Origin of the sequence: Evansella clarkii, from assembly GCF_002019695.1 — a bacterium.
In the GTDB taxonomy this organism is placed as follows: domain Bacteria; phylum Bacillota; class Bacilli; order Bacillales; family Salisediminibacteriaceae; genus Evansella; species Evansella clarkii.
Genome location: NZ_MTIV01000022.1, coordinates 165,273 through 181,893, shown reverse-complemented (window position 1 = coordinate 181,893; position 16,621 = coordinate 165,273). Strand labels below are relative to the sequence as shown.

Here is a 16,621-nt window from a genome sequence, read left to right as displayed (position 1 = left end):
TAAATGCCCCCGAAAAGGTGTCCCTATATTTGTTCCTGCTTTGTTCCTTTTTAGGGTCAAAATGTTCCTTTTTCGCTCTAAATGTTCCTTTTTTTGAGTGAAAATTGCGTACATGCAAGTAGATTTATAAATGTAAGCGGTTCCAACATTAAACGAACAAACACCTCATTTTGCATACATGCAAGTAATTTCGGCAGTTTTGTTCCTTTTTCTCTTGAAATGTCCCTCCAATGTCCCTGGAGTCACAGGCAAAAAAGGAACAGCTAAATCCTTTCATACCAAGGGGTCACGCGATTATGTTCCTTTGTTCCTCTTTTTATTAAGTAAAGACTTATAAAAAAAAATAATATATACATACGTGTTACGTATATAAAGTTTTCTCAAATAAACCAGGAACGAAGGAACATTTTTGATTTTTAAGCGGTTTTTGCTTTGTGATCTCGGGGTGAGGTGTTAAATACTCCCGTAATGGCGATATCTACCCCTGAGAGATTGTCTGTGAGCCATTATCCAGTAAATTGGTACTTTTACACCCCGATAGGTCCTAAAACGTCTCTACGGCCCATTACTCGCCTTAAATAAAGCATTTTAATAACTGGGTGTGACCTGGCATCGTGCAAGAAAAAAAAAGACCTCCGAAACCCCATGAGGGTCCAGAGGTCGGATAGATGTTAAGGTGTGGCCGTCGCAGGCTGAGCCTGCTGGAGCTTCGCCGCGTCGTTCATCGTGCGGAGAAAGGCACTGCTGACCGGTGTTTGGAACATCCCGGCATGGGAATCTGACACGGTACGCATTTTCGATGCGCGATGAGAGTTGATAATAAACTCGGACTTCTTCGCGCGTGATAAAGCCACAAACATCATTCTCATGGATTCTTGTGAGGTCGCACCGCGTTTTGTTTCGTTAAACAAGACAACAGTGTGGTCGAATTCCAGACCCTTTGTACCGTGAATCGTCGATAGGATGATTGGACATTTATCGTAGTTCGGCACATCTTTTTGTTTACGCAGGAATTGATCCATCGCGTTCTTGCGTGTTTCCAGGCGAAGGAGCTGCTGAATCAGGAAACTGCCGATTTGGTGTCTATTGATTTTCCCTTGGCGGTAGTCCGCTACCCAGGCGTTCCATTCATGGCTTTGCGTTACGGATTTTACGTTTCTCATGATGAAGTTGTAATAAAACGCACTCTGTTTGCTGGATGCCCGCTTGAATTCCCTGTTCAGGAACTCATCGACATGACGTTCGATCTCTTTCAGGTAGTGCGGATGAGTCGGATCGAAAGATCGGAGGCTTTCGGCTTTCGCCCGTGCAAAACGAGACAATAGTGTCATCGGACGCTCGTTGTTAGACATGATGTTTGTGACTTCGATGTGAGCAAGCTGGTGGTCTTTCAGCATAGCCTCAATCACTTCACCCGCTTCGATAACTTCTTTTCTCGTCCAGCCCATAATAGCAACCTGTTCGCCCTTTTTGACGCGGTCGATAAACCATTTCTCGAACTGCTTGTCGTTTTGTAAATACTCTTTCAGGCCTTCCGTGTAGTCCTTCAGCGTACCGCCAGAGATTTCATTATCGCCGATCGTGATGGCATCTTTCACGGACTGTTCCGTTGGAGAGCTGAAGTTAGAAGATTTAAGTTGAATACCTGCGTATTTATTTGCGTCAATGACCTGCAGGAACTGGTTAGCATACATTAGAATTTCTTCGTTAGAACGGTAATTCGTCTCCAGTTTGTGGCTGGTAAACACGTTCGATGCTTCCAGTGCGTTCATATAACGTGGATCGGAGTTACGGAACTCGTACAATGTCTGGGAACCGTCACCGATAATCAACAGCTGGGAGCGATAGTGAAGCGTCAACTCTAACAGCAGGATGTACTCAAATGTCGAGATGTCCTGTGATTCATCCGTAATAATATAATTCAGGTTCTGGTAAGCGTCCGGAATGTTCAGGTCGTCTCCGCCGTGAAGGAGCTTATGGTGAATGATGATCGGTTCCAGCTCCAGCGTCGTCTGTTCCACAGCGTTTAAGACATAGCTGCACATATCAAGATTTCCTTCGATAAGGTTAGACAGGCGTTTTAATTCTTGCTGCAGGTTCACACGCTTAAATCCTGTCTGGTCGAACTGCTCAAGCCTCATGGCGAAATCTTCGATAAATTCTCGTAGTTCATCTGCGTCAAGGCCCATGTCCTGGAAATACTGGCTTGCTGGGTTCAAGAGGCGGATCGAGTTAGCCACGGTAGACGGCTGAGACAGTTTTTGTGCAGGATGCGTCGCGGAATAAATCGTATGAAACATATTCGCAAGCGTCTCGGAGCGTACTCCTGGAAAACGGTTGTTGATGTTAATAGCGGCGACGTTTGTAAAACTTAATACCAGCACTTTGCTCAAATCTTCACCCTGGTCTTTCAGGAAGTTGATTCGTCCGATAAGTGTATGGGATTTCCCGGAACCGGCACCTGCCTGACCGATAACAAGCGGATCAGTCGTGGTAACGATGCGCTTTTGCTGCATCGAATAGTTCGGGTTTTGTTGCATAGCCTGGTTAACGATCTGGTCGTTCGGCTCAAAGCGATACAGCCCATCGTTGTCACGGATCTCCTCCAGTTCGTGCAGTCGCTGAGACAATAAGAGGCGCAGACTGTGGCGTGCGATGTCATTAATCGTGCGCTGGTCACCCAGGTTCTCTTTCAGCTTCTGATAGATCGACGCCAGGAGGTCGGTTGTAATCAGGTTATCCTCTATATCATTCAGTAAATCAATATGCTGAACGAACGTGATAAGCGCATTATCAAGATGTTTTTGTGCGCTCGGATAGTGGTAATTCTTCGCTTTGAGTTCCTTCATGCGTGCGCTGAATACCTCAACGAATTTTAGCAGAGTTTCCTCGGCCTGGTGTGTGATCGTTGTCGCCTGCGATTCGAGCAGGTCACTCATGGATTCGTCACCAATCGTAAGAGACAGCTGATGAGCTGTAATTCCCGGGATGTTCACCTGTGTGTTGCCGATAACTTCGATCAGGTGGTTATCCAGCTGCTCGTTTAATTTGTTGTAGTCGTACTCGGTTCTGGATTTCTCTTCCAGACTTGCGAGCGTGACAACCCCTTGGTTTTCCGTAACACGGCGTCCGCCATTGATGCGGGAGTTCGCAAAAATCATGTCTCCGTCTTTATCCATATCGTCAAGCACCGTTGCAAACAGCACATAGATGTCCGGCTGTCCGGTAACTTGGGATTCCGTAGAAACATGGCCGGATTTTGATTGGTGTTTTTTCTCCCTGGAATACAGTCTCATAGATTGTACGACTGGTCGTGCATAAGTCGTCGCGGGTTTTCCGTCGATGGTACCGTTGGTCACTTTTGTCCAGATCGTCTCCAGCGCATTAAGATTATACATCCCGATATCTTTTGGGAAAGATAGTGCCGCAGGAGATGCTGACGATAAAATCGGGAGAAGCATGACCGGTGGAATCATAGAGGTCAGGTTGTTTTCAAATTTCTTGAACTCCTGGTCTTTTTCTTTCGTGCTCTGATGAAAGAAGTTACCGAACGTTTGCTGGCTGTGGCGTTCCAGATTCTTGTGAGCGGCTTCGTTTAGGTTAACGCGGTCTAAAAGCCGGCGACTCTCTTTGATGAACGTATTGATTGTGTCGTTATCTACGGAGAATAGCCCGGTTTTACGTTTGCCGTTTCCGGTCATGTTTTTCGAGAAATATTTGGCGTCTACTTGTTTGTTCAAAGCGATCGTGTTGTTCACTTGAGTGATCTGTTCATTCAGATTATCAGAAGACGTATCGATTGTAATTGGCATGCTTATACCCTCTTTCATTCAATGGATTTTTGATTCTATATAATTAATTGGCCATGTGTACGACAATTGGGTACACATGGCCGTGTGCCTTCTGATAACGCTTTTTAGCTCTCGTCAGAAGACAGTTTTTTAAGTTTTACAAAAGGTCGAACTGCGTAGCGTTCGGGTTATCGAGAATGGTGTTCTCGATGTATTCCCGGATCGTCCTCTCAGCCGGACGACCGTTAGAGGCCGGTGTATAAGACTGTTCTGCCAGCTCACACAACTTATCGTTTGAAACTGCCTGATCGATATCGATATGGCTTGGTGCAAACAGCAGGTCTTTGCGGTTTGCCTGAGCTTCTTCAATCAACTGGTTATACTTCACGGCAAGGATCTTCGTGTAGTCTTCTTTTTGTATTGGCGTGAAGGCGATCAGTTTCTCAAAACGGTTCAAGAGCTCTGTATCAAACGACGATTGCAGAATGCGAATAATGTCCTCGTTCGATCGTTTTGGCGCTTCCTCCTGAACAAATCCCAGGGAACGCTTAGACATGTCAATCACGCCGGCGTTTGTCGTAGCGATAATAATCGTACGGGAGAAGTCGATCTCCTTGTTGCGGTTCGTCTTCACAACCCCTTCATCGAGAGCCTGCATGAAGAAGCGCTGGACCTCCGTGTGCGCCTTTTCGAATTCATCCAGTAATACGACCTGATACGGATTGTTCTCCAGTGTGTCAAACGGAAGCTCCTGTTTGGAGTCACTGCCAACATACCCAGCAGAGGAACCGATGATTCGTGTCATGGATGCTGGATTCGAGAATTCACTCATGTTGATATAGACCATGCGTTCTTTGGAGCCGAAGACCGCCTCGGTAATTTGCTTGGCGATTTCCGTTTTCCCGGTTCCGGAGGGTCCGGCAAATAAGAAACTCACAGGACGTTTCCGTTTTGTCAGGCGAAGACCGAGACGTTTAACCGCATCTATGACGGCTGTTTTCGCCGTTTCCTGCCCGATGATCCGGTCATCAAGCGCATTTTCAAGCAGATCCGCGTTTTGTTCGAACATTTTCTCGTCTCCGGTTAATAGAGAAAGCGCCGATTGTTTGAGCTGTTTCACACCAACGATAGGGCGGGGCTGCGCTGCGATGATGTGCTGCAGATGAGGATTAACTTTCGCCTCTTCTTTGAGCTTGACGCGCTTGATGCGGGCGTCTGCCATCGCTTTATCGATCAGCGTAATCGTGGAGTCTGGTCGGTGGGAGCCGTATTGCTTGAATTCATCTCCAATAGCGACTGCATGCTCAATCACGTTGTCCGGCAGGATCACATTATGGTGCTTTTGGAAGGCGTCCCGGATGTTCAGGACGATCTCAGCCGTCTGTTCCGGACTCAATTCAGGAACTTGTACATCTGACCAACGGCGCGAGAATGCCGGGTCACTAAGGAATGTGACGGCTTCCTGGGTGGTTGTTGCTCCGATGACGCGCAGGTGTCCTCTGCCAAGGGCCGGTTTTAAAATCTGAGCGAGCTTATTGTACGTCGGGTTCGATTCCGATCCCATAATCTGGTGGATCTCATCGATAAAGATAATTGCTTTGTTCTTCGGGTTTTGTGCGAAGTCGATGACTTGATAGATTTTCTCTTCCAGCTGTCCTACAAAACTAGAACCACTCACGATTTTCCCTAGCGGAAGCTCATACAGGGTAATCCCTTTTAACATGCTGTTTACGATCGGGTCGTCATTGACGAGCCTGCGGGCGATTTCCTCTACGATTTGCGTTTTACCAACACCGGAATCCCCTGTTAAAATGGCATTCGGCTTCTTTTTGGAAGCGAGCACGCTTAACACCTGCATAATTTGGGCATCACGAAATAAGGCCTCGGAGAAGTGCCCTTTTTTAGCAAGTTCGTTGTAATTGACGAGAAGGTCTATCTCCCCGTCATCTTGTCCTTGCCCGTTTGATTTAGACGGGGCCTGCGTAACACTTACAACGGCACTTGAACCTGCGCCGGCACCAGTACCAGAGCCATTACCATTTTGATCGTTCTTTCCGAAATCATGAATCGATGCCATGCGCAGCGTGTCGTGTTTCCCCATTTTGATATTTGTTGTCTTTTCCATTTTTCAACACTCCTCTTTTCATTTTGTACCGCCTGGTCATTCAGCGATTTCTTCCCAGATTTGATTGCGGACCGACCAGGCGGGCCGTGCTTTTAGGGTTTAGGCGTACAGGGCGTCTTCGACGTCACGTTTACTTACGATGACCTGCTGATAACTTTCTGTATATTCATTTATAAATTGTTCGACCGACCCGTCATTTGCGGTTCTGCACACCGTATCAATCAGTTCCTCTTCGGTATGTCGCGGTCCGGCCTTGCAGAGCATGATGTTATTGATTCGTTTCATGACATATGCGGTTGGCTGCGCAAGCTGAGATTCAGGCAATTCCCGCAGCTTGTGCAAACTGATGTTTTGGAGCATGAAACTTTCTCGTCTGGCTGTAATCCCAAGAATGTCTGTCACTTTGTAGTACGATTCGATGGACGCTGTGAAATAATAACGCGTATAAAGGGTTAATTGAGCCCTCTTGAAATCTGCCACGCTCATCTGGATAACTACGTGGTCCAGCTCAATTCTTTCATTTGGAGCATATACGCTCGCAAATACGAGCCCGTAGCTGAACCCGTTTCGTTTGTTCGGTTCAAATATGTCGATCAGTACCCCTTCAAACCCTAATCGCTGTCTTTTAAATGGTCGTAACACCTCTCTTGTATCCATCTCATAAGTTACCTCCTGTTGTTAGTAGTTTTAGTTTCTTAGATTTTCAACTTCACAGATTTTATAGTGAAAGGGGAGCGGTGACAGGTCCGCTCCCCTTTTATGTGTCTGAAAGATTTACAGAAGCATGCGCTTTCTGATGCCGTAATCTCCCGCTTTAATCATTTGCTCTCTAAACTCTTTTGCCCATTGGCGCAGGTGCTGCCATCCATTTGGGTTCATGGACATCGGTACGTAATACGTGTTCTTCACACTCGCCCGTGATTGATCCCAGCGGTGGCCGGAAGAAAGGTGGTAGCCAAAGTCGGTAATCATGAAGTTGATTTGGTGCGAGTAATTGTTCTTTTTGTTGAACTCATCAATCATGTCGATCTTGCGCCATACCTGTTCAAAGTCCGTTCCGCCAGTCACTTTCGGAATCCGCAGAAACTGCTGGTAAATCTGAGACGTGGAGCGGTCTTTCGTTTTGAGAAGGGACGTCTGGCTGATGTAGTGACTGAAACTAGTGATGTATAAGTTACAGTTAATCCGTTTCGTCAACATAATCAGGTTTGTCACAGCGTCTCTGTACTGGGATTCAGAAATCGATCCAGATGTATCGAGATATACATGAATGTCGGGGCGGTACATCGTCGTAGTCAGCTTACCCGGCAAGTTAATGTCATCTGGTTTACGTCTGTTTGGTCGCATGTACGAGATGGATTGGCTCTTGTACGTGTTTTGCGTCACTTGTTTTGTGACCTGCGATTCGATTACGCGCTTCATCATCGTAAGCATTTGCTGTGCCGGGATTGGTTTTCCGCTGAATGGCTGCACTTTCGCCCGTTCAAGACCTCGACCTTTCCCAGAGGAGCTTGATGATTTACTGCCTCCGCCGATACTTCGGTTGACCGCTTTGGCTGTCATCAGCTTTTTGTTTGAAATAAAGCGCAGATTCTTTTTGGCGTTGAGCGCCTTTTCAAACTGATCCCAGTCACTCTTAATATCCGCAGGTTTTGCGTGCGCGTAGTTTTCCAGGTTCAGAATAATAAGGTTTTCCGGGAAGTATACTTGCTGCAGATTCGACGGCTGGATCGTAAACGCCCCGGGATTGTTTGTGTTTTTCTCGAATTGGCTCATGACATAAAGCACAATGCGGGTAAACGATAAGGCGTCCTGCTCCGCTGGGGAAGCTCCGCCGCCGTTTGGTAGAAACAATCCGGCAGATAAGTCGTTTGTCAGATCGATTTTATCGAAGTCAGCAAGCAGTTTGTTCACGTCTTTGCTGATCGGCTGCTTCGTCTGCCACGCCTGGACGTAGTTCTTCACCTGCTGTTTGAGATCGTTGAACACGTCGGCTGTCTGCACCGTCATGAGTAAGTAATTATTAAACGGACGCTCATGCGTATAGGCCGCGATGTTCGCAAACCAGTTAATGGCGTTCGTCGCGTCTGGCTGTGCCAGGAACGCTTTTGCTGTCGGAATCACATCCACTGAAGCGGAGTACTTCACGATCTTTCCAGCCCTTTGGGACGGAACCGGCAGTTTCATGCGTGTAAGCGCCTCGATACCGAGCTGTTCTTCGAAATACCAGTCGTTCGGAGCAAGGTATTGAATACCCTGACGATAGATTTCGCTGATCTGGTCTTGAAGGGTCACATCGAGCGTGTCACTCGTCCATAGGTGCATCACACCGTTGAAGAGTGTATCCTCGTCGATTTGTTGTGTATTTCCACCAGCATTATCTTCAATGACCACTGGATGGTTGCTGTTAATGGGCGTGTACATCGGTTTGATATAGCGGTCTTTGATGTGGTCCGTGATTTTGTCCCCATACTCGTTTATGTCCTTGTCGGCGTTGATATTCGGCAGAACATTGAACGGATCTTGATATAAAACGGCCGGTTTTTGATTTCGAATTTTAATTGACATGTGTAATTCCCCTTTCGGAATAGGTTAATAAATCGATTTTCGCTTGCTTTATCGGAAGCGGGTCGCGTTACCGCCCGCTTCGGATAAGAAGGTCTGGGTTTTTCGTTGATTAAAAAATAACCCTCTGAGCGCTATCCTCAGAGGGTTATTACGTATTACTTTTTTAATAAATGCATTCTAACGTTAGAGCCTGTTCCTCCGTGAGCAACCCTTGCTTCACTGCCAGCTCCTTCACAGCCTCTTCTGCACTGACACTGAGGATTTCTTTGGATGTGATAATCACAGATGTACTGTGAAGATAGCGCATTTTTTCGTAGCCAATGCTGTTGATAAGTACGGTTTCCCCATCCTTCAGGTGAGATTGTATAATATCTAAAACGTCTATTTCTTTTTCTCCAATATAATCACCATTATCGGCCAGGATCTCTTGGGTCGTATACGTGAAATCCGATCCATAAATCACGATACCTTTGTCTTCTGTGACGATCTTGATATCGAGATTGAGATTATTCATTGTTTCGAGGAACTCTTCCTCATTTTTCACCTGGAAATAGGAAGTGCGCATACGAGATTCATAATTTGCCATAAGGGCAGTCTCCTTTCTGAATAAAGCCGTGTAAAATACGGACAATAAAAAACCACCCTCTGAGCGCTATCCTCAGAGGGTCTTTGTACAGGTTTAAAGTTATGCGATTAATCCTGCTCCATCACGGACTGAATCATGCCTTTCCACTGGTTCATCACCGGTGCGGTGCTGCCGAGCATGGCTTGTACAGCGCTTTCTGCCACCTTCGTTGAATCAGGAAGGACCTTCATCAAGTTCTGAATGGCTTTGTTGTCAAACTGCGTGATGTGATGCGGAGCGTTAGACATAAATGCAGTCACAGCCTGATTGTTGTTAATTTCTTTCGTACTGGATTGCTCTGTCAGCCATACGAGGGTGTTCAGGCGGTCTTTCTCGCTCATATTGGTGATAAGCTGCTCGACAGCCTGTACGTCCTGTGAACGACTTAGCGCATTGATGATATCCTGTTTCGGTCGCAGATCGTTAAGAACCGGCTGGTTAGAAACGTGCGTAGCGCTTAGCATCGCATTGAAATGCGTATTGATTTCATCGAACAGGTGGTGTGCAAACGTCGTACTTCCAACGTGGGCTTCGATACCAGCAAGAAGGATATTGGAATCATCTGCTTCTGTCATGTCTGCAAACAGCTGACCGAGCAATGCGCGCTCTGTGTCACTTCCAGATTTATCGATTCCCATGTTGTTCAGCCACTCACTCACATACGTAATCGTCCTTGGACGTGTTACTTGCGTGAACGTATCTTCAGACATGAACTCCAATTGGGAGAATGCGTATTCTTCACTTTCTTTATCCTCATCCTCATCGTCGTCACCGTCATCCTTGCTGCTGTTTTCAACCGCTTCCATGGCCATTAAATCCTCTGGATGTTTGGTCAGCACATCTGTGACAAACGGGTTAAGCGTTTGGATACTCAGGAACGTATCAAGATCCGGGCGGACATGGTACACAGAGAAACGAGAGATACTAGCTTCGTCCAGGCTGGTCACATTCCCTTTATCATTTCCAGCAACGAGCATGCGAAGGTTGTCCGGGAAGTCAATCGTACCGATTCGACGTAACGTCTGGAACGACAAGATAGAAGACGTGATGTCAGAAGAAGCTCGGTTAAATTCGTCCAAGAACAGGATCGGATTTTCGTCCGGGTGATTCTCTGCGTATTCGATAGCCTCCATGATAATAGAATGCGGGAAAGCCTCCTGGCGCCATTTTCCGTTCTCGGACTGAGTCATACGAACACCGGTCAGATCGGCACGGTCCGCTAACTGGTTAACAGGCAGCGTGAATACCATCGTCTTGAATGTACGAGCTAACCCTTCTGTCAGACTGGATTTACCAATACCTGCTGGTCCCATAAGGGCCGGTGTCTGCCCTGCTCTTAGGTCCGCCTCAATAAACGGTTGTACTTGTGAGAATGTTAATGCTGATTTCATAATAGATTCCTCGCTTTCGGATAATTAGTTTTTTATGAATTTGACCGGTTCTGCTATGAGGGGTCACATAGAACCTGGGGTCTTCCTTCTTTTGATTTATTGGTGATTCCGCTCGCAATACCAGCGGAATCACAGGGGTTTCAAGTGTGACGTAAGACCTTTTAGACTGTTAATTTCTCGGCCTGATCGAGCAGGAACCGGTAGGTCTTCTGCTCGATTGCAGACAGCCCGTCTGGGAACCACTTACCGTTAAAGTCCGCGAGCGCTTTGATTTTCTCCTCGGCTGTTGCAGCATTGTCATTCGAGAGTTTCTGGACCTGACGGATGTCGTCTGCCGTATCTTCATCTTCCTCCAAGTACTCCTCATCAGGCTGCACCTCGTAGAACATATCTGTCAGCCCGTTTAGAACGTTATCTTTTTCACTGACCATCCTTACATCATTCCTTCTTCATGGATTTAGACTCATAGGTTTGATCGATTGTTTTCGGCTGATTTCCCGGCGAAAACAATAGGTATTTTGACCCAATACTATTTCTCTAACAATTCGACAAAAAATGTCGTAATTTGGAAACTCGATTTTGTGTAAAAAACGCTGTGTGTATAGCGTTTTTACTTGCATTTCACTTATTACGTTTGTACAAAAGTCCTATTTATACGAAAGGTTAATCCTCTGTACAGACAGTGTTTTCAACTTTTATTACTTGTTATCCATATCTTGCCTTTTTCCAAATATAGGTGTAAACTATTATGTGTAAAGTAAATCGCTGTACGGACAGCGTTTTGCTGTTAAACAATTAACAAATATGATAGAATAGTAATAGGTAAACATACCCGTAAAGCTGACGGGTTGTAGAAAAGCAGAGAGGTGTGAAGTGAAAATGTGCGATGATAACAAGGTGAGGTCATTCTCTATGTACGAGGTACTGGAGAAACCCTTGATGGAATTTCTGGAAGGTGGAGACGGGGTGAACGCCTTACCGGTGTTTGAAGAAGAATACTATCCGGATTCTCATATGATTGATAGTTCCCTGATTAATTTAATTAAGTTTATAAGTACATCATTTGGCCGTAGTAGAATCCCGGCGGCTTACAAGATTGTAGAGCGCATACACATTGATTGCTCGAAGAAAAAGACATTCCGTTTTCGCTCTCGCCATCCGCTATTTGTGGACGGGTCACCGAAGTATCAAAACATCTGCCTGGTGAGTGGGATGGTGCATCTCGGAATACCAATTTTGCCGTATTTTGATGGACAGAACGTACTGGAGGTTAACGAAGATCCGAACGATTACCTGGCCATACTGCGCGGAGAGAACTCAGATTTATTCTAAACTGACTGTTTCAAGCTGTAGTCTTCTAGTCTTTAAGTCTAATAAAATAAGGAAATGAGGAGATGCGTCGTGCACAATGTTGCCGAAATAAAAAAACGATTTACCCCGGCACCGAAACCGCCGGGGGAGGTTTCGGTGTTGATAAAAGGAATACAGAAGCAAGTATCTCTTGCGAAAGAGCAGGTAGCGTCGTCCCAGAAGCAATTAGAGGCGTCCAAGGCCCAGCTTCAATGGCTGGAATTGATTCATGATCGACTGGACACCGTGGCGACGGAGAGTCGTGTGACGAACATGCTTTTAGCCGAACTCGTTGCCTTACACCAGTCCATCGTAAAAGATGACACCAATGAGGCGAGGGACGCGATACGAAATGATGCGTACCACCGGGTGAGAAATGGGGAGTAATTTTTAAAAAAATACTTTATATTACGTAATATGTAATATATTTATGTAATATTAATTATTAGTTGTCGTTTTGATCTGATGTTGCTCGGGAAGACGCGCCGAAGTTATGACTCCATAGGGGAGGGGCGAAGACCGAGTATATTTTTTTATCAAAAAATAGTATTACGTAACATGTAATATATTTATGTAATAGTACAGAAAAATAATACCAAGAAAGCGGGGAGAGGCCTATGCTTGGACGAACACATGCTGTCGGTTCGCTTGCTTTGGCGCATGCTGCCTTAATAGGGTACACGGCGTATGCGAACCGGAATGACGTTGCTGTAGAGGGAGGAAATTATTTAGAGGTATTTGGTCTATCAATCGGAGAACCGCTGTCATTTACCGAATACGGTTTGATGGTAGGGGTGGTCAGCTGTTTTATATTGATACTGTTTAATATAGGGAGCGGGCGTTTACGTCTCTTACAGCTGGTCACGATGATAGGGGGTATGGGGACCCTTTATCTCGTAGCGGAAGGAACATATCCGCTTACGATCACACTCATGTTGTTGTTTTTTGCGCTCGGAACGATCCTGCCGGACATTGATTCGGAAACCTCCACACTGGGGAGGTATGTCACACCAATAAGCCGGGCGATCCCGCACCGGACGATTACCCATACCATTTGGATCGTCTTGTTGGCGGCAGGGGTTGCGTGGTATACCGAATCAGTATACTTGCTTGCTCTGGCGCTCGGATATACGCTTCATATTGTCGAGGATTCATTTAGTAAGCAGGGTATTCGCTGGTTTTATCCTGTACCTAAATGGCGCCGGAAGCGGGGGAGTTATCGTTCGTTTGTATACGAGACAGGTGGTTTTGGGGAAAATGTGGTATTCCAGGCGGCTGTTGTGCTTCATGTGGTATGTGCCGGGTATATTATTTGGTCGAGCTTTGGACTTCGAACCATGGCATTGATGTGAGAAAGTACCGTATCGCAAATAAAAAACCTTACGAGGGGTTATCCCTGTAAGGTTTTTTTTGTTCTTAAAGTCTCGTTTCGATAACTGTTTCTTTGGCGATCTCATACAGACTCATCGTGCGGAGTTCGTCTTTCATACTCCAGTGACCGTAAGTTTCATTTTCTTCCAACCACATGCTGAGTCTGTTCATATGGATGACGCCGTACGGTTTCAAGAAAACCCCACAGGAAGAATCGCCGTTTTCCAGCATTTCTTCTATGGAGTGGTGAATTCCCTTTATGGCGAAGGTTAGCTTGTTGGCATCGTTATTTTCAGTGTCAATATCCGCTTGCGGTTGGATAATTACATGGATCGGCAGATGGACCCTCGATTTCACTTCGATATTGTCTTTTTTGACGTGTTCACTTCTCCATTCACCTCTCGTTTTGAACAGATGGCTGATTCGTTTGGCCATTGGTCGCTTCATCACGTACTTATGTAATACGAGCGCCTCATTGATCCACCAGCGTTCTTCTCCGTAGGTCAGTGTGATAATCTCCATGGATTCGAGTTCGTTTTTAATGCCCTGGACATCTTTCTCACTTGGGTTATTGGTCAATACCTCCATGTATCCGTCCAGTTTTTCCAGGAGATGGATCGGGTCTATACCAGTATTAAATGCTTTGGATGTTTTCGTCGTATGTTTGATAATTTCCATATCTTTGTTTTCCTCTGTTGTTCTTTCGCGGTTCATGTATGAGCGCTCCTTTTAGTAGATACTAGTTTGTTTGTATGATTAAGTTTTAGGGTTATGTTTTCGATATATCTTAGCGTGTTTATTCAGCCGTAACCTTCCACGTATGATGCTTGGGAGGAGTATAGGGAAAATGATGATGCATATAAACCACATGAGTAAAGGGTTCCCAAACCCGCCGGATAATGACCAATCAACTTGCTCTGAAATCGGGTCATAAGCGCCCCAAATAATTACAATCGTTCCTATACAAAGATAACCAATTAGACAGATTACAAGCATGGGTCCCCCTCCTTAATTGATTATGTAGATTAGGTGTGTGATATTGGTGCGGGATAAGCGTATATAATATCCGCACCGGAATTTTAATTTACCACACATTTCCATTTGTTGGTATATCTAAATGATTAGCGTCAATGCATTCCATATCATATGGACAGCGATCGCTGTGTAAACATTATTGTCTTTCAGTCGGGCGTATAGAAACCCGGCTGCCAGGATGGCGTAGCTCGTCCAGCCCATGATCCCGTATGGGGCGTGCAATGCAATAAAGATAATACTTGCGATAACAAAACTCAGATAACTCGGACCGGTCGCATACGGCAGCAGCTCGCGGAATACCAGTTCCTCTGTGACAGGGGAGACGACCACCATAGTAAAGATCATTACTACCGGAAACACGACCAGTAAAGAATTTAGTGATGACTGATTCGGCTGCTCCGGCATAGTGATCCCGATAAGGTTATAAATAAACGTGGTTGCAAACAGCGCTAAAAGCATTACTGTGACGATGAGTAGGACGCGGGAGAGCCTGAATCTCCTTCTTGTGGGGTCCAGTCGCTGTCGTTTGTTAATTGTTCGGATCGATAATGTGACAATGGTGACACCTAGAACCAGGGCGAGTAAGTTCAAGGCCCCTGCGAATTCCGGATATCTCAACCCTGCAGCAATCGTGGCGATAATGATTTGAATGCTGAAAAAGAAACCAATAGCTTTGTATAAGTCCGGTGTACGGAAAAAATCTTTGATGAGGATAAGCCGTGTCAGCGGGTAACTGTTTGGCTCCTCCTGATGTTCCTGTTTTTGTTTTAAATAACTCTTCGAATACTCTTTTTCTTTCATCCGCTCAATCTGGCGGACTTTCAGTGGTTTTCTTGCCGCAGGCATGAACAACACCCCATTTCCATTATTTGGTAATACTTAGTTCTATTATGACACTAAATGACAAGAAAAACTATACGGGTAGAGCGTTTTTAAAGACATTTTGTTCGCTTTTTGGTCATGGAGAGAAAGGTGGTTGTCCATTAAAAAAACGTGCCGGTAGTTGCCGGCACGCCTGGCGTCACGGAGTGTCACCCTGGACGCTTTCGAATAGCTGACTTTCAATGCGCTTCGGTATCTTTATCACAGCCACGCGAGGTTCTTCTTCCGTAAAGGAGACGACCCCTAAGAAAAGGTTCGGATCGTCCCAGAGGACCTCTGGGATGTTTTTAATCGATTCTTCGGTAACATCTTTTGAGAACACCGGGAAGCCGGACGAATCATACAGCTGGGCGACGACAATCGAAAGCGGTAATTGGCTGCGTTTATCGCGTTCTCGAAGGACGGTGTTTTTGTCTTCCGAGGGACAGCACATGTCGAGCGTTAACAGCTCGCCAAATGGTTCCACCTGAATTAAATTATTTTGATTCAACGTATCCATCGGTTTATTCTTCCGTGACTGTTCAAACAGTGCTTTACACTGTTCTGTCGTGACATCGAGATGATCCCGCAGGATGAATGCCGGGTTGAGAAGCGTGAAGGCTTTCAGGTTTTCGCTCAACTCGTTATAAAATTCGAAGGGAAACATGCGGTTGACATGTTCGGTTTTGATAAATTCAGGCATGATTTAGCCTCCTTATTAAGTAATATAATTACGTAAGATGTAATAACATAATGTAATATTTTTTATACAAATCACATGATTTTCACTTCACCGAGTCTGACTATAATAACCACAAAAATAACCAGCGGTAGCCAAAATATATGAGCGAGGACTTTCTGTATCATGTTCCAGTTATCCGGTTTTGAGAAGAAAAATCCTATTAGCAGGTAAATCAGGGATGCAAGGATAATCCACAACATTTTACCACCACCAATTTTAAAAAGTATTTCGTCTTAGATTTCCCCTTGTTGGCTGTAAATCATTTGTTTCTGGCTCTATACGCCACCAGGGCTTCTTTTCTGTTCCTTTTAAAATCATTTATCAGCGAAGTATTTCTTTCAATTTTTGCCGATAAAATTATTAATGTCATTCCAGCATAATAGAGGGTTATTTGTAGAAAATTTTTCATCATTCCACCTCAATTAATTGAGCTACATATTCGTATTTCGCAACTATCATTATAGTTTTATCAAATATTTTCTAATGTTTTGATAGTGTCATCACTAACCTTTTTAGTTACTATTTGCGCTGCAGAAACGTAATCAACTTCATTATTATCCAGATATTTGACCTTATATTCGATTATGCTACGGCAGATATGTTTTTCTTCAATGACGGCTGTTAATAACGCCCCGTTCTTTAAAACTACTACTTTTTTTCCTACCTTCATACCGACACCCTCCTTTAGTTTGTAGTTATTTTCTACTTTGTTACGTACTATGTGTCTGGACTGTTCGATTGACTAAAATACAGTCCAGGTCA

Annotated in this window: 15 protein-coding genes; 3 read left to right on the top strand and 12 right to left on the bottom strand. The window is 45.1% G+C overall.

Features of this window, described 5'->3' with window-relative positions; all coding sequences use genetic code 11:
- Positions 1-671: 671 nt before the first annotated feature.
- The 7 genes from BK582_RS26085 to BK582_RS26055 form a co-directional block, all read right to left on the bottom strand.
- A complete protein-coding gene (locus BK582_RS26085; RefSeq protein WP_169911358.1) occupies positions 672-3,812 on the bottom strand; it encodes a UvrD-helicase domain-containing protein in 3,141 nt (1,046 codons plus the stop codon).
- A 136-nt stretch (positions 3,813-3,948) separates the two neighbouring features.
- Complete coding sequence (locus BK582_RS26080; RefSeq protein ID WP_078598666.1) at positions 3,949-5,916, bottom strand: AAA family ATPase; 1,968 nt, start codon at positions 5,914-5,916, stop codon at positions 3,949-3,951.
- A gap of 99 nt (positions 5,917-6,015) precedes the next feature.
- Positions 6,016-6,573, bottom strand: coding sequence for a hypothetical protein (locus BK582_RS26075; protein WP_078598665.1), 558 nt, complete (start codon positions 6,571-6,573; stop codon positions 6,016-6,018).
- Positions 6,574-6,690: 117 nt separating this feature from the next.
- Entirely contained in the window at positions 6,691-8,484 is a 1,794-nt protein-coding gene (locus BK582_RS26070; protein WP_078598664.1) for a hypothetical protein, read from the bottom strand.
- 163 nt (positions 8,485-8,647) lie between these two features.
- Positions 8,648-9,070, bottom strand: a complete 423-nt coding sequence (locus BK582_RS26065; RefSeq protein ID WP_139368368.1) for a hypothetical protein — start codon at positions 9,068-9,070, stop codon at positions 8,648-8,650.
- Positions 9,071-9,177: 107 nt separating this feature from the next.
- Positions 9,178-10,500 carry an AAA family ATPase gene (locus BK582_RS26060; RefSeq protein WP_078598662.1) on the bottom strand — a complete coding sequence of 441 codons (1,323 nt, stop codon included), beginning with the start codon at positions 10,498-10,500 and terminating at the stop codon, positions 9,178-9,180.
- Positions 10,501-10,661: 161 nt separating this feature from the next.
- The gene (locus tag BK582_RS26055; RefSeq protein ID WP_078598661.1) at positions 10,662-10,931 is read right to left on the bottom strand and encodes a hypothetical protein; all 270 of its coding nucleotides are present in this window, start codon (positions 10,929-10,931) and stop codon (positions 10,662-10,664) included.
- A gap of 508 nt (positions 10,932-11,439) precedes the next feature.
- On the opposite strand from BK582_RS26055, the gene BK582_RS26050 reads away from it, so the two are divergent.
- The 3 genes from BK582_RS26050 (at position 11,440) to BK582_RS26040 (ending at position 13,202) form a co-directional block, all read left to right on the top strand.
- A complete protein-coding gene (locus BK582_RS26050; RefSeq protein WP_139368367.1) occupies positions 11,440-11,832 on the top strand; it encodes a hypothetical protein in 393 nt (130 codons plus the stop codon).
- Between the two features lie 69 nt (positions 11,833-11,901).
- Positions 11,902-12,237, top strand: coding sequence for a hypothetical protein (locus tag BK582_RS26045; protein ID WP_078598659.1), 336 nt, complete (start codon positions 11,902-11,904; stop codon positions 12,235-12,237).
- Between the two features lie 230 nt (positions 12,238-12,467).
- The gene (locus BK582_RS26040; RefSeq protein WP_078598658.1) at positions 12,468-13,202 is read left to right on the top strand and encodes a metal-dependent hydrolase; all 735 of its coding nucleotides are present in this window, start codon (positions 12,468-12,470) and stop codon (positions 13,200-13,202) included.
- A gap of 64 nt (positions 13,203-13,266) precedes the next feature.
- Here the strand turns inward: BK582_RS26040 and BK582_RS26035 are convergent, their stop codons facing one another.
- The 5 genes from BK582_RS26035 to BK582_RS26015 form a co-directional block, all read right to left on the bottom strand.
- Entirely contained in the window at positions 13,267-13,935 is a 669-nt protein-coding gene (locus BK582_RS26035; protein ID WP_078598657.1) for a hypothetical protein, read from the bottom strand.
- Between the two features lie 399 nt (positions 13,936-14,334).
- Positions 14,335-15,102: a CPBP family intramembrane glutamic endopeptidase gene (locus BK582_RS26025; RefSeq protein ID WP_078598655.1), complete on the bottom strand. Its 768-nt coding sequence runs from the start codon at positions 15,100-15,102 to the stop codon at positions 14,335-14,337.
- A gap of 175 nt (positions 15,103-15,277) precedes the next feature.
- Positions 15,278-15,820 carry a hypothetical protein gene (locus tag BK582_RS26020; RefSeq protein WP_078598654.1) on the bottom strand — a complete coding sequence of 181 codons (543 nt, stop codon included), beginning with the start codon at positions 15,818-15,820 and terminating at the stop codon, positions 15,278-15,280.
- A 71-nt stretch (positions 15,821-15,891) separates the two neighbouring features.
- The gene (locus BK582_RS27525; RefSeq protein WP_169911356.1) at positions 15,892-16,059 is read right to left on the bottom strand and encodes a hypothetical protein; all 168 of its coding nucleotides are present in this window, start codon (positions 16,057-16,059) and stop codon (positions 15,892-15,894) included.
- 269 nt (positions 16,060-16,328) lie between these two features.
- Entirely contained in the window at positions 16,329-16,529 is a 201-nt protein-coding gene (locus tag BK582_RS26015; protein ID WP_078598653.1) for a hypothetical protein, read from the bottom strand.
- Between the last annotated feature and the right edge of the window lie 92 nt (positions 16,530-16,621).

Bases quoted from the DNA above. Each gene is read 5' to 3' on its own strand.
- BK582_RS26035 (WP_078598657.1), bottom strand. From the start codon at position 13,935: ATGAACCGCGAAAGAACAACAGAGGAAAACAAAGATATGGAAATTATC.
- BK582_RS26080 (WP_078598666.1), bottom strand. From the start codon at position 5,916: ATGGAAAAGACAACAAATATCAAAATGGGGAAACACGACACGCTGCGC.
- BK582_RS27525 (WP_169911356.1), bottom strand. From the start codon at position 16,059: ATGTTGTGGATTATCCTTGCATCCCTGATTTACCTGCTAATAGGATTT.
- BK582_RS26040 (WP_078598658.1), top strand. From the start codon at position 12,468: ATGCTTGGACGAACACATGCTGTCGGTTCGCTTGCTTTGGCGCATGCT.
- BK582_RS26055 (WP_078598661.1), bottom strand. From the start codon at position 10,931: ATGGTCAGTGAAAAAGATAACGTTCTAAACGGGCTGACAGATATGTTC.
- BK582_RS26065 (WP_139368368.1), bottom strand. From the start codon at position 9,070: ATGGCAAATTATGAATCTCGTATGCGCACTTCCTATTTCCAGGTGAAA.
- BK582_RS26070 (WP_078598664.1), bottom strand. From the start codon at position 8,484: ATGTCAATTAAAATTCGAAATCAAAAACCGGCCGTTTTATATCAAGAT.
- BK582_RS26015 (WP_078598653.1), bottom strand. From the start codon at position 16,529: ATGAAGGTAGGAAAAAAAGTAGTAGTTTTAAAGAACGGGGCGTTATTA.
- BK582_RS26025 (WP_078598655.1), bottom strand. From the start codon at position 15,102: ATGCCTGCGGCAAGAAAACCACTGAAAGTCCGCCAGATTGAGCGGATG.
- BK582_RS26075 (WP_078598665.1), bottom strand. From the start codon at position 6,573: ATGGATACAAGAGAGGTGTTACGACCATTTAAAAGACAGCGATTAGGG.
- BK582_RS26050 (WP_139368367.1), top strand. From the start codon at position 11,440: ATGGAATTTCTGGAAGGTGGAGACGGGGTGAACGCCTTACCGGTGTTT.
- BK582_RS26085 (WP_169911358.1), bottom strand. From the start codon at position 3,812: ATGCCAATTACAATCGATACGTCTTCTGATAATCTGAATGAACAGATC.
- BK582_RS26020 (WP_078598654.1), bottom strand. From the start codon at position 15,820: ATGCCTGAATTTATCAAAACCGAACATGTCAACCGCATGTTTCCCTTC.
- BK582_RS26060 (WP_078598662.1), bottom strand. From the start codon at position 10,500: ATGAAATCAGCATTAACATTCTCACAAGTACAACCGTTTATTGAGGCG.